The sequence below is a fragment of the Advenella incenata genome (genome assembly GCF_004217095.1).
Taxonomy (GTDB): domain Bacteria; phylum Pseudomonadota; class Gammaproteobacteria; order Burkholderiales; family Burkholderiaceae_B; genus Advenella; species Advenella incenata.
Map to the genome: position 1 here is coordinate 1,848,234 of NZ_SHKO01000001.1, position 12,071 is coordinate 1,860,304.

General features: G+C 53.8%; 12 protein-coding genes. All 12 read left to right on the forward strand.

The annotated features are described in order from the left end of the window. Positions 1-582: 582 nt before the first annotated feature. The 12 genes from EV681_RS08355 (at position 583) to nuoK (ending at position 12,067) form a co-directional block, all read left to right on the forward strand. Complete coding sequence (locus tag EV681_RS08355; protein WP_130303722.1) at positions 583-1,782, forward strand: porin; 1,200 nt, start codon at positions 583-585, stop codon at positions 1,780-1,782. Positions 1,783-2,476: 694 nt separating this feature from the next. Then, positions 2,477-2,836 (forward strand): NADH-quinone oxidoreductase subunit A, encoded by a 360-nt coding sequence (locus EV681_RS08360; protein WP_128394546.1) that lies wholly within the window; start codon positions 2,477-2,479, stop codon positions 2,834-2,836. 24 nt (positions 2,837-2,860) lie between these two features. Further along, positions 2,861-3,349 carry a NuoB/complex I 20 kDa subunit family protein gene (locus EV681_RS08365; protein WP_014750293.1) on the forward strand — a complete coding sequence of 163 codons (489 nt, stop codon included), beginning with the start codon at positions 2,861-2,863 and terminating at the stop codon, positions 3,347-3,349. A 42-nt stretch (positions 3,350-3,391) separates the two neighbouring features. Next, the gene (locus tag EV681_RS08370; RefSeq protein WP_130303723.1) at positions 3,392-4,006 is read left to right on the forward strand and encodes an NADH-quinone oxidoreductase subunit C; all 615 of its coding nucleotides are present in this window, start codon (positions 3,392-3,394) and stop codon (positions 4,004-4,006) included. Position 4,007: 1 nt separating this feature from the next. Further along, positions 4,008-5,264 carry an NADH-quinone oxidoreductase subunit D gene (locus EV681_RS08375; RefSeq protein ID WP_128394544.1) on the forward strand — a complete coding sequence of 419 codons (1,257 nt, stop codon included), beginning with the start codon at positions 4,008-4,010 and terminating at the stop codon, positions 5,262-5,264. A gap of 25 nt (positions 5,265-5,289) precedes the next feature. Next, positions 5,290-5,784, forward strand: a complete 495-nt coding sequence (gene nuoE / locus EV681_RS08380; RefSeq protein WP_128394543.1) for an NADH-quinone oxidoreductase subunit NuoE — start codon at positions 5,290-5,292, stop codon at positions 5,782-5,784. After that, positions 5,781-7,142, forward strand: a complete 1,362-nt coding sequence (gene nuoF / locus EV681_RS08385) for an NADH-quinone oxidoreductase subunit NuoF (protein WP_130303724.1) — start codon at positions 5,781-5,783, stop codon at positions 7,140-7,142. Before nuoE ends, nuoF begins: the two co-directional genes overlap by 4 nt. An 8-nt stretch (positions 7,143-7,150) precedes the next feature. Beyond that, positions 7,151-9,490: an NADH-quinone oxidoreductase subunit NuoG gene (gene nuoG, locus EV681_RS08390; RefSeq protein WP_130303725.1), complete on the forward strand. Its 2,340-nt coding sequence runs from the start codon at positions 7,151-7,153 to the stop codon at positions 9,488-9,490. Then, positions 9,490-10,584 carry an NADH-quinone oxidoreductase subunit NuoH gene (nuoH, locus tag EV681_RS08395; RefSeq protein ID WP_128394540.1) on the forward strand — a complete coding sequence of 365 codons (1,095 nt, stop codon included), beginning with the start codon at positions 9,490-9,492 and terminating at the stop codon, positions 10,582-10,584. Before nuoG ends, nuoH begins: the two co-directional genes overlap by 1 nt. A 12-nt stretch (positions 10,585-10,596) precedes the next feature. Then, positions 10,597-11,085 carry an NADH-quinone oxidoreductase subunit NuoI gene (nuoI, locus tag EV681_RS08400; RefSeq protein ID WP_128394539.1) on the forward strand — a complete coding sequence of 163 codons (489 nt, stop codon included), beginning with the start codon at positions 10,597-10,599 and terminating at the stop codon, positions 11,083-11,085. Between the two features lie 20 nt (positions 11,086-11,105). Then, positions 11,106-11,744, forward strand: coding sequence for an NADH-quinone oxidoreductase subunit J (locus tag EV681_RS08405; RefSeq protein WP_128394538.1), 639 nt, complete (start codon positions 11,106-11,108; stop codon positions 11,742-11,744). Next, on the forward strand, positions 11,741-12,067 hold the full coding sequence (gene nuoK, locus EV681_RS08410; protein ID WP_014750301.1) for an NADH-quinone oxidoreductase subunit NuoK: 327 nt from the start codon (positions 11,741-11,743) through the stop codon (positions 12,065-12,067). Before EV681_RS08405 ends, nuoK begins: the two co-directional genes overlap by 4 nt. The last annotated feature ends 4 nt before the right edge of the window (positions 12,068-12,071 follow it).

The window sequence follows — 12,071 nt, forward strand, 5'->3', positions numbered from 1 at the left end:
AGAGGTCGGTGAATTGGCTATGAGCGATCTTTCTGCGGGTGGTATGGTTCGCGCTCGAGCGCTGACGCGCCAGAGCCTGGCTCCTTGGTACTATTGCTGTGTCGTGATGCGCAAGATGTGCGGATCCGGCGCGGGATATACGCTTCGATTGCGTGTGCCATGGCTTAAATAGCGTATATACAACATTATGTGTTGAATCTACAACACATTGCCGAACGGATCTGTTAACCTGAGGATGACTGTGGAGTTTTCGCTACGCGATCGCTTAATTGTCACCTGGTAGAAACTCAGCAAGGCTGTAGGTACCTGATTTCCTTGAGATTAGCCAAGTTAAAGTAATTTCTAGCTTAACCGCGACTTTCTTTTGATTTTCCAGTCGTTGTTTACCGTTTAATTTGTGGTTTTGTTGCATGCAACCTACAAAAAAGCAAAAAAAACGGTTCTTGATGCAGATCAAGGTAGCCAGACGGGCCAAAATTTGGTGCAATAACTACAACTTCCCTTCGCGGAGTTTTATAGAGCGGTAGAACATAACGTCTTGATCGCTGCTCTGATCACTCAAAATCTACGGAGATTTAACAAATGAAAAAGACTTTGCTTGCTGCAGCTCTGGTTACCGGCTTCGCTGGTGTAGCTCACGCAGAAACTTCTGTAACGCTGTATGGTCTGGTTGACGCTGGTATTGGTTATCAACAAACCAAAGTCACTCAGGGTGATGCTTACACAAAAACACGCGATATCGGTCTGATCAACGGCGTTAAAAACGGCAACCGTTGGGGCCTGAAAGGTACTGAAGATCTGGGTAACGGTACTAGCGCCATTTTCCAATTGGAAAGCGGCTTTGATCTGGGTAACGGTCGCTCTTCACAAGGTGGTCGTCTGTTCGGTCGTAAAGCAATCGTTGGTTTGACTGGTGACAGCTGGGGTACATTGACTCTGGGTCGTCAGTACAACGTTGCTGATGATTTCATCTCTCCAATCGATCCATTCGGTACAAGCTTCAAACAAGCTGGTATTACTGACGGTGCTTTCGGTTCTTCACCATCTGCCCGTATGGATAACTCCATCAAGTACATGACACCTGATTTCGCAGGTTTCAAAGCTGCGATCGGCTATGCTGGTAAAAACACAAAAACTGAATCCGATAACGGCTTCGGTTTCGAGGAAGAAGAACGCGATACTTCTAACTGGATCACTGCTGGTCTGGCTTACTACAACGGCCCAATCTCTGTAGCCGCTTCTTATGACCGTTTCCGTACAGACGTACGTGGTACACAAGGCGACTTCAAAGGTACTACACACATGTGGAACCTGTTTGGCGCCTACGACTTCGAAGTTGTTAAACTGCACCTGGGCTACGGTCAGATCCGTGGTTCTGTAGCTAACGACGTTGTTGCTGAAGCTGGTGTTGGTAGCGTTGGCCTGAACGGCGCGCTGGCTGACTTCACTTCTGGTATGCGTGCTAACGACAACCTGAACTACACACAAACTAACGGTTACCGTCAACAGTCTTGGATGGCTGGTCTGACTGCTCCTGTTGGTGATGATGGTAAAGCACTGTTCTCTTACCAAGGCAACACTTCCAAAAACACTGGCGAAGCATTTGACGGTGTGAAAGGCAAACTGCACATCTTCAGCCTGGGTTATGTACATAACCTGTCTAAACGTACCAGCCTGTATGCAATCGCATCTTACGGTACTGGCAAACTGAAGTTTGAAAACGCAGAAAACGTTAAACTGAAATCAACTCTGGTTGGTGTAGGTATGCAACACCGCTTCTAATGAAATGCATCGCTTAGCGATGTCTTCATAGAGCATAAAAACCACCCTTCGGGGTGGTTTTTTTTGTTCGTTATAATCGGGGCTGGCGGCTGGCGCTCGTGTGCTTGTATGGCAATCCGGCTGGCGCTCCTGTCTGCGTGCGTTATGGTTGTGCGCAAGGTCGTCGTCATTGCGGGCCTTCCTGGTTTTCTATCCCATCCTTGTTCTTCTTGTCTCTATTGGTGCCCGCGCCTTTGCTGGCATATGATTTGCTAGTGTGATTCGCGTGGCGGTACCCCACAGGCTCCGTTATGTCTGATTGTGAGGTAAGCTGGGTTGTGGGGCATTGTGTCTGGTAGGCGGTTGTGCCAGATTCGGTTTGCACCTGGCAAGCGGCCGGTCTGCGTGGTGGTTTTCCATGATGTGCTGGGTGATAGCAGGCGGGCGCGCCCAGGGGGGGTGACGGGTAATCTGATGTCCGAGGTCGTTCCGGTGCCCAGTTGCTGTGGGATTTTTGATCTGGGAGTTTACGATTTTGGTTGAAAGATCAATCTGTTAAGCTGTGATTCAGTTGCCTGGAAAAATGTTGTATCAAGGTGTCTGTACTAGCCTAATTATCTGGATTTTACCGGATGAATCCGCGCGCGGATGTTTGTGAAATGATACAATCTAAAAGTTTATAAATTTTCATATTCAACCTTTGTGGCGGCGTATTATGTCTATCGCTGAATACTTCCCGGTCCTCCTTTTTATTGTGGTTGCAGGCATCATTGGTGTCGCATTGCTGGCAATGGGATCGTTCCTTGGACCGCGTCAGCCCGGTACCGAAAAAGATTCACCTTACGAGTGTGGTTTCGAAGCTTTCGAAGACGCGCGTATGCGCTTTGATGTCCGTTATTATCTGGTGGCCATCCTGTTTATTCTGTTCGACCTGGAAATCGCTTTCCTGTTCCCCTGGGCTATTGCCAACGGGCAGGTCGGTCTGGTCGGATTCTGGACGGTCATCGTGTTCCTGGCAGTACTTACTGTCGGGTTTATTTATGAATGGAAAAAGGGTGCACTAGATTGGGATTAACCTGTCCCTGGAGTGTATGTCACTATGTCTTCTGAACAAAACGTATTGAACAAGCAGGGTTTTCTGGTTACATCAACCGATGCCGTGCTTAACTGGGTGAAAACCGGCTCCATGTGGCCGGTCACCTTCGGTCTGGCCTGTTGTGCTGTCGAGATGATGCACGCCGGTGCGTCGCGCTATGACCTGGACCAGTTTGGTATTATTTTCCGCCCCAGCCCCCGACAGTCCGACGTGATGATTGTTGCCGGTACGCTGTGCAACAAAATGGCGCCGCCGCTGCGCAAGGTTTATGACCAGATGGCAGAACCTCGCTGGGTGGTATCCATGGGCTCCTGTGCCAATGGTGGTGGGTATTACCACTATTCATATTCGGTTGTCCGTGGCTGTGATCGCATCGTCCCGGTCGATATCTATGTGCCGGGCTGTCCACCCACTGCGGAGGCCCTGGTATATGGCTTGCTGCAGTTGCAGAACAAGATTCGTCGTACCAATACCATCGCACGCGAAGCGTAACCGGCCGACGGCCGCACCTCTTATTGTAGAAGCGTCAATGTTATGACCCGTTTAGAAACCTTGGAACAAGCCCTGCGCGCACAGTTCGGCGATAAAGAGTCGTTCGTCCTGACCAGCGCCTATGGCGAGCTTAACCTGGAAATCCCAGCCGAAAAATGGATAGATACCTGTCGGTTTCTGCGTGATGATGCAGCTTTCCGCTTTGAATCCTGTATCGATTTGTGCGGAGTGGACTATCTGACTTACGGCCAGCCCGGCGCGCACGCCACGCGCACTTTTCCGTCTCGCTTTGCGGTTGCCGTGCAACTGCTGTCGCTGACGCATAACTGGCGCCTGCGGGTGCGTACCTGGGTGCCGAATGATGACTTCCCGGTTGTCGCCTCGTTGATCGATGTCTGGCCTGCCGTTAACTGGTTTGAGCGTGAAGCATTCGACCTTTACGGTATTGTCTTTGAAGGCCATCCCGATCTGCGTCGTATTCTGACCGACTATGGCTTTATTGGGCACCCGTTCCGCAAGGATTTTCCACTGTCCGGTTATGTGGAAATGCGTTACGACGAAGCTTCCCAGCGCGTGATTTATCAGCCCGTAACCATCGAGCCGCGCGAAATTACCCCACGCGTGATCCGCGAGGAAGGCTACGGAGTAGGACGTTAATATGGCAGAAATCAAGAACTACACGCTTAACTTCGGTCCCCAGCACCCGGCTGCGCATGGTGTGCTGCGTCTTATCCTGGAGTTGAGCGGCGAGGTCATCCAGCGGGCCGATCCCCATATCGGTCTGTTGCATCGTGCCACTGAAAAACTGGCCGAACATAAAACCTATCTGCAGGCCTTGCCATACATGGATCGTCTCGATTACGTTTCCATGATGTGCAACGAGCATGCCTACGTCATGGCCATTGAGAAATTGCTGGGTATTGAAGTGCCGCTGCGCGCCCAATACATCCGCGTCATGTTCGATGAAATCACCCGCCTGCTGAATCACCTCATGAGTGTCGGTACGCACGGGCTCGACGTGGGCGCCATGGCTGCCATGCTGTATGCCTTCCGTGAGCGTGAAGATCTCATGGATTGCTACGAGGCGGTCTCGGGCGCACGCATGCATGCCGCCTATTATCGTCCTGGTGGTGTGTATCGTGATCTGCCCGATAGCATGCCGCAGCATAAGATGGATTCAAAATACCGCAGCAAACGCGAAATCAAGCAGTTCAATGAGAACCGTGATGGCTCGCTGCTGGATTTCATTGAAGCATTTACCGAGAGATTCCCCAAATGCGTCGATGAGTATGAAACACTGCTCACCGATAACCGCATCTGGAAACAACGTCTGGTCGGCATCGGGGTGGTCGATCCCGATCGCGCCATGGCCTTGGGCTTTACCGGCCCAATGCTGCGCGGGTCGGGCATAAGCTGGGATCTGCGACGCATGCAGCCCTATGAAGTGTATGATCGCCTGGAATTTGATATTCCGGTAGGAACCAATGGCGACTGCTATGACCGTTATCTGGTTCGAATTGCCGAGATGCGTGAAAGTAACCGCATTATTTCGCAATGCGTGCACTGGCTGCGCAATAACCCCGGGCCGGTTATCAATGATAACCACAAGATTACCCCGCCGAAGCGGACCAGCATGAAGTCCAATATGGAAGAGCTGATCCACCATTTCAAACTGTTTACCGAAGGTTTTTCGGTACCAGCAGGCGAAGTGTATTCTGCAGTCGAACATCCAAAAGGAGAGTTCGGTATTTACCTGGTGTCAGACGGCGCGAACAAACCGTATCGCCTGAAGATCCGTCCGCCGGGCTTTGTACACCTGCAATCACTGGACGAAATGTCCCGCGGCCATATGCTGGCCGATGCTGTCACGATTATCGGTACTCAGGATATCGTGTTTGGTGAAATTGACCGCTGATCACAGCGGATTACTGGATTAAAAAATGTTGCTTTCTCAACAGGCGTATACAAGGATAGACAAAGAGCTGGCCAAATATCCGGCCGATCAGCGTCAGTCCGCCATTATGTCGGCCCTGCGCATCGCGCAGGTGGAAAAAGGCTGGGTATCGGCAGAGATCATTGCCGATGTGGCACGCTATATCGGCGTTGAGCCGATCGCAGTCCAGGAGGTTGCCACCTTTTACAACATGTTCAACACCAAGCCCGTCGGCCGGTTCAAGATCAGTGTCTGCACCAATCTGCCCTGTGCCTTGCGTGACGGTGAGAAAACCGCCGACTATCTGAAGCAGAAACTGGGTGTCGAGTTGGGTGAAACCACGAGCGATGGTCTGTTCACCCTGCAGGAAGGCGAGTGCATGGGCGCTTGCGGTGACTCGCCCGTTCTTATTGTGAACAACCACCATATGTGTGTACGTATGTCGACCGAAAAAATCGATGCCATGCTGGCTGAGCTTGCCCAACAGGGAGATGCCGCATGAGTGTGATTCTGAGCAAATATTCGCAGGGGCTCAATGCCAATCCTGCCGGCGATCTGAACGCTTCCATGGCGTTGCACGGACGCCATATTCAACCGCAGATCATGGCCGATCTCAATGGTGAGAACTGGCGTCTTGAGGACTATGTCAAGCGCGGCGGCTACGAGGCATTGCGCAAAATTCTGACAACCGGCATGACGCAGGAAGAGGTCATTGCTGAAGTCAAAGCCTCAGGGCTGCGTGGCCGTGGTGGCGCCGGGTTTCCGACGGGTCTGAAGTGGAGCTTCATGCCCCGCAATTTCCCAGGTCAGAAATATCTGGTCTGCAATTCCGACGAAGGCGAACCGGGTACGTTCAAGGATCGCGATATCCTGCGTTCCAATCCGCATATTGTTATCGAAGGCATGGCCATTGCCGCTTATGCCATGGGTATCACGGTGGGCTACAACTACATCCACGGCGAAATCTTCGAGGTCTACGAACGTTTTGAAGAAGCGCTCGAGGAAGCACGCGCTGCGGGTTTTCTTGGCGACAAGATCCTGGGTTCCGAATTTTCTTTCCAGCTGCATGCTCACCATGGTTACGGTGCGTATATTTGCGGCGAGGAAACGGCCTTGCTTGAGTCTCTTGAGGGCAAGAAAGGGCAGCCGCGCTTCAAGCCGCCATTTCCGGCCAGCTTTGGCCTGTACGGCAAGCCCACAACCATTAACAATACCGAAACCTTTGCGGCGGTTCCCTGGATTATCCGCAACGGGGGTCAGCAATACCTGGACATCGGCCTGCCCAATAACGGCGGGACCAAACTGTTTTCGATTACCGGTGACGTTGAACGCCCCGGCAACTATGAGATCCCGCTGGGCACGCCTTTTTCCAAACTGCTGGAACTGGCCGGTGGCATGCGTGACGGACGCAAGCTGAAGGCGGTCATTCCGGGCGGCTCCAGTGCCCCCGTACTGCCAGCCGACATCATGATGAACACCACCATGGACTACGATGCCATCGCCAAGGCCGGCTCAATGCTGGGTTCCGGCGCGGTTATTGTCATGGATGAAACCCGCTGCATGGTCAAGTCATTGCTGCGTCTGTCGTATTTCTATTTTGAAGAAAGCTGCGGACAGTGTACGCCTTGCCGGGAAGGAACCGGCTGGCTTTATCGCATGGTCAACCGCATTGAACACGGGCAGGGTCGCCAGGAAGATCTGGACCTGCTCGATACCATTGCCGGCAATATCATGGGCCGCACCATTTGTGCGCTGGGCGACGCGGCGGCAATGCCAGTCCGCGGGTTTTTGAAGCATTATCGCGATGAATTCGCATACCACATTGAGCATAAGCAATGTGTGGTTCCTCAATATCTGTAGGTCAAAGCATGGTTGAACTTACCATAGACGGAAAACCCGTAGCAGTGCCCGAAGGCAGCATGGTTATGCATGCCGCCAGCGAACTGGGCCTGTACGTTCCGCATTTCTGTTATCACAAGAAGCTGTCCATTGCGGCCAACTGTCGTATGTGTCTGGTAGAAGTCGAGAAAGCGCCCAAGGCGCTGCCGGCATGTGCAACACCCGTGACGCAGGGCATGGTGGTGCACACCTGCTCGGCCAAGGCTGTTGCTGCGCAAAAAAGCGTCATGGAGTTTCTGCTGATCAACCATCCGCTCGATTGCCCGATCTGTGACCAGGGTGGCGAATGTCAGCTGCAGGATCTGGCCGTGGGCTACGGCAGTGACGAGTCGCGCTATCGTGAAGAAAAACGGGTAGTCTTTCACAAGGATGTCGGTCCGCTGGTATCCGCTGAAGAGATGAGCCGTTGTATCCACTGTACCCGATGTGTCCGTTTCGGCCAGGAAGTGGCTGGCGTCATGGAATTGGGTATGGTCAATCGCGGCGAGCATTCGGAAATCCAGACCTTTGTCGGCAATGCCATCGAATCCGAATTGTCCGGCAATATGATTGATCTGTGTCCGGTCGGTGCGCTAACCTCCAAACCGTTCCGTTATACCGCACGTACCTGGGAGCTGGCCCGTCGCCGTTCGATCAGCGCGCACGACAGCGTCGGCGCCAATCTGGTGGTGCAGGTCAAGAGTGATCGTGTGATGCGCGTGGTTCCGTTCGAGAGCGAAGATATCAATGAATGCTGGATCAGCGATAAAGATCGCTGGTCCTACGAAGGCCTTAACGTTCAAGACCGTCTGCAAAACCCCATGATCAAGGGTGATGATGGCGTATGGCGCGAGGCTTCCTGGAATGAAGCGCTTACAGCTGCTGCACAGGTGCTGGAGCGGATCAATCAAACGCATGGTGATGGTCAGATCGGCGCGCTTGCCACGGAGTACTCCACCGTTGAGGAACTGGCCTTGCTCGCGCGTCTGACGCGCGGCCTGGGTTCGCAGCATATTGATTTTCGTCTGCGTCAGACCGATGCCGGCTTTGAGCATTCACTGCAAGGTTTCCCCTGGCTGGGCATGCCGATTGCCGAATTGAACACCCTGGATCGCGTACTGGTTATCGGTTCGGTGCTGCGCAAGGATCATCCGCTGTTTGCACAGCGCTTGCGCCAGGCTGCTAAACATGGCACCCAGATCGTCATTATCGACACGACAGGCGAGGACCCGCTGATCCCAACTGCGAAACGGATTACCGTTGCACCGGATCAGTTGCTCGATTTTGTGGCCCAGGTGGCTGCTGCCGGTAATGCGGCGGAGCAGGGCACGCAGCAGGGCGCACAAGTGTCTGGCGGCCAGAATCTGACCGCAGCCGACATCGCGGCCATTCTGGCTGGCGGCAGTAAATGCGCCGTGTTTCTGGGCAATATGGCCGTGGCCTCACCACAAGCCACACAACTGGCTGTCCAGGCACAGGCCATCGCTCAGCAGGCCAACGGTACGCTGGGCTTTCTGACAGCGGGCGCCAACACGGTAGGCGGCTATCTTGCCGGCGCCGTGGCTACCGAAGACGGAATGAATGTGGCCAAAATGATGCAGAACCCGCTCAAGGCGTATCTGGTTCTGCACGCTGAGCCTGCACTGGACATGGATGATGGCGATAAAGCAGAAAAAATGCTGGCCGGAGCGTTCTCCATTGCACTGACTTCATATAAATCGGCTGCCGAAAACTGGGCACGCATCATGCTGCCGGTTGCGCCATTTACTGAAACCTCCGGCACGTTTGTGAATGCTGAGGGTCGTGCGCAAAGCTTCAAAGGCGTGGTTGCCGGTCTGGGACAAAGTCGTCCGGCCTGGAAAGTACTGCGGGTACTGGGCAATATTCTGAAGCTGACCGATTTCGAAGATGAGACTTCAGAGTCGGTGCGCGACAGTGTGCTCATGAATGGCTTTACCGCAAAATTATCCAACCGGGTGACCGCAACTGCCAGTGCATCGGCAGCAGCGCCGATCGCCGACGGGGCCCTGCAGCGCGTTGCCGATCTGCCGATCTATCGCACGGACGCCATCGTGCGTCGTGCCGAGGCGTTGCAACTGGCACCAGCCAGTGCAGCACCAGTAGCCAGCCTGAACGCGGCAACGCTTGCCCGCCTGGGCATACAAAGCGGCGACACCGTGCGGGTTCGCGGCAGTAACGGAAACGATATCCGGATCCAGGCAAAGCAGGATGACCGCCTGGCTGACAACACAGTTCGCATCGCTCAGGGCTTTGCACAAACTGCCGCACTTGGCAGTGCTTTCGGTAACGTATTCGTGGAGAAACTTTGATGGATATCTGGTCCTGGTTTACCGACGGCGTCAAGGCAGTGAATGTCTGGGGAACCGATCTGCTCGGCCCGGTGGCATGGCTCGTCCTCTGGACGCTGGTCATGATTGTTGTCATCGCACTGCCCATCATTATCTGCGTGGCCTTTCTCACCCTTTGGGAACGCCGCATGATCGGCTATATGCACGTGCGTCGCGGTCCCAATCGTGTCGGCCCGTGGGGTTTGCTCCAGCCGTTTGCCGACGTGCTCAAGCTGCTGACCAAAGAGGTCATCGTGCCGGCAGAAGCCAACAAGGTGCTGTATTTCATCGCACCGGTGCTTACCCTGATTCCGGCGCTTGCCGCCTGGGCAGTGGTACCTTTCGGTCCTGAAGTGGTTCTGGCCAATGTCAACGCCGGCTTGTTGTATGTCATGGCGATTACATCGATAGGTGTGTACGGCGTGATTATCGCCGGCTGGGCGTCCAACTCCAAGTACGCTTTCCTGGGCGCCATGCGCGCCTCTGCGCAAATGGTGTCGTATGAGCTGGCCATGGGCTTTGTGCTGGTAACGGTTTTGCTGGTATCCGGCACGCTGAACATGAATGGCATCGTGCAAGGGCAGATGCAAGGCTGGTTCGCCTCGCACGGCGTCACTTTCATGTCCTGGAACTGGTTGCCCCTGTTGCCGCTGTTCGTTATCTACGTGATTTCTGCCGTGGCCGAAACCAATCGCCATCCGTTTGATGTGGTCGAAGGGGAGTCTGAGATTGTGGCCGGCCATATGGTTGAATATTCAGGCATGGGTTTCGCGCTGTTCTTTCTGGCCGAGTACGCCAATATGATTCTGCTGTCCGCCATCGCTTCGGTGATGTTCCTGGGCGGCTGGTCTGCACCGCTTGATTTTGCGCCCTTTACCTGGGTGCCGGGCTGGTTGTGGCTGGGTCTGAAAGCGTTTTTCGTGGTGTCGCTATTTATCTGGTTTCGCGCCTCCTTTCCCCGCTACCGCTATGACCAAATCATGCGTCTGGGCTGGAAGGTATTCATTCCGCTAACAGGGGTCTGGCTGCTGGTGGTCGCGATCTGGATGCAGACGCCCTTTAATATCTGGAAATAGGCTGACAGAGACATGAGTGCAATTAAGGATTTTTTTGGCAGCCTGTTACTGACTGAATTGCTGAAAGGCATGAGTCTGACGGGCAAGTACTTCTTCAAACGCAAGATTACGTTGCAGTACCCTCACGAGAAGACACCGGCTTCGCCGCGTTTCCGTGGCCTGCATGCGTTGCGCCGCTATCCCAATGGGGAAGAGCGCTGCATTGCCTGTAAGTTGTGCGAAGCGGTGTGTCCGGCCCTGGCCATCACCATCGAGTCGGAAGAGCGTGATGACGGCACCCGTCGCACTTCGCGTTATGACATTGATCTGACCAAGTGCATTTTCTGCGGTTTTTGCGAAGAAAGCTGCCCGGTCGATTCTATCGTCGAGACACATATTCACGAGTACCACGGTGAGAAGCGGGGCGACCTGTATTTCACCAAGGATATGCTGCTCGCCGTGGGAGACAAGTATGAATCCGAGATCGCTGCGCGTCGCGAAGCCGATGCCCGGTATCGATAAAGGCAAATGAGAAGATAACCATGTTTACAACTGTTCTCTTTTATATTCTGGCCGTTATCCTGATCATTGCAGGTGCGCGTGTCATTACTGCGACCAGCCCGGTAACGGCGGTGCTGCACCTGATTCTGACGTTCTTTACGGCATCCATGCTCTGGATGCTGCTGGGCGCTGAGTTTCTGGCCCTGCTGCTGGTTCTGGTCTATGTGGGCGCCGTGATGGTGCTGTTCCTGTTTGTGGTCATGATGATTGACATCACGCCGGCTCATTTGCGGTCCGGTTTCAAAACCTATCTGCCACTGGGGCTGGTGGTCGGTGGCGTCATGGTCCTGGAAATCGCCTTTGTACTGGGCAATATGTATCTGGGTTCGGGTCCGTCCATCTCCATGCCGGCCGATTACGACAACACCCGCCAATTGGGTATTGCCTTGTATTCCCAGTATTCCTACGCGATCCAGATTGGTGCAATGACGCTGCTGGTGGGCATGATCGCCGCGATTGCGCTGACCTTGCGCGAGCGCCGCAATCGCAAGTATGTTACCTCCGATCAGCAGTTGCGCGTAAAGGCATCCGATCGCCTGAAAATGGTCAATATTCCGTCACAGCGTGAATTGCCGACGGCGGATGCACAGGATGTGAAACCAGCAGGGGAAGGCAAATGACCATATCACTCGCTCATTATTTGATCCTTGGCGCAATTATGTTTGCCATGGGCGTCTTTGGTATTTTTCTGAACCGTCGCAATCTGATCAGTCTGTTGATGTCGATCGAGCTTATGTTGCTGGCCGTCAATATCAATTTCGTTGCTTTCTCCAGCTGGATGCCGGGTGCTGATGGCATGCCGGATACAGCAGGACAGGTATTCGTATTTTTCATCCTTACGGTGGCCGCTGCCGAGGCGGCTATCGGCCTGGCGATTCTTGTGATGCTGTTCCGTAAAATCAATTCAATCAACGTGGACGACATCGGTCGTTTGAAAGGGTAAGGAT

What these genes read in the sequence shown, in the direction of transcription:
- EV681_RS08355 (WP_130303722.1), top strand. Translation starts at nt 583, where the DNA reads ATGAAAAAGACTTTGCTTGCTGCAGCTCTGGTTACCGGCTTCGCTGGT.
- EV681_RS08360 (WP_128394546.1), top strand. Translation starts at nt 2,477, where the DNA reads ATGTCTATCGCTGAATACTTCCCGGTCCTCCTTTTTATTGTGGTTGCA.
- EV681_RS08365 (WP_014750293.1), top strand. Translation starts at nt 2,861, where the DNA reads ATGTCTTCTGAACAAAACGTATTGAACAAGCAGGGTTTTCTGGTTACA.
- EV681_RS08370 (WP_130303723.1), top strand. Translation starts at nt 3,392, where the DNA reads ATGACCCGTTTAGAAACCTTGGAACAAGCCCTGCGCGCACAGTTCGGC.
- EV681_RS08375 (WP_128394544.1), top strand. Translation starts at nt 4,008, where the DNA reads ATGGCAGAAATCAAGAACTACACGCTTAACTTCGGTCCCCAGCACCCG.
- nuoE (WP_128394543.1), top strand. Translation starts at nt 5,290, where the DNA reads ATGTTGCTTTCTCAACAGGCGTATACAAGGATAGACAAAGAGCTGGCC.
- nuoF (WP_130303724.1), top strand. Translation starts at nt 5,781, where the DNA reads ATGAGTGTGATTCTGAGCAAATATTCGCAGGGGCTCAATGCCAATCCT.
- nuoG (WP_130303725.1), top strand. Translation starts at nt 7,151, where the DNA reads ATGGTTGAACTTACCATAGACGGAAAACCCGTAGCAGTGCCCGAAGGC.
- nuoH (WP_128394540.1), top strand. Translation starts at nt 9,490, where the DNA reads ATGGATATCTGGTCCTGGTTTACCGACGGCGTCAAGGCAGTGAATGTC.
- nuoI (WP_128394539.1), top strand. Translation starts at nt 10,597, where the DNA reads ATGAGTGCAATTAAGGATTTTTTTGGCAGCCTGTTACTGACTGAATTG.
- EV681_RS08405 (WP_128394538.1), top strand. Translation starts at nt 11,106, where the DNA reads ATGTTTACAACTGTTCTCTTTTATATTCTGGCCGTTATCCTGATCATT.
- nuoK (WP_014750301.1), top strand. Translation starts at nt 11,741, where the DNA reads ATGACCATATCACTCGCTCATTATTTGATCCTTGGCGCAATTATGTTT.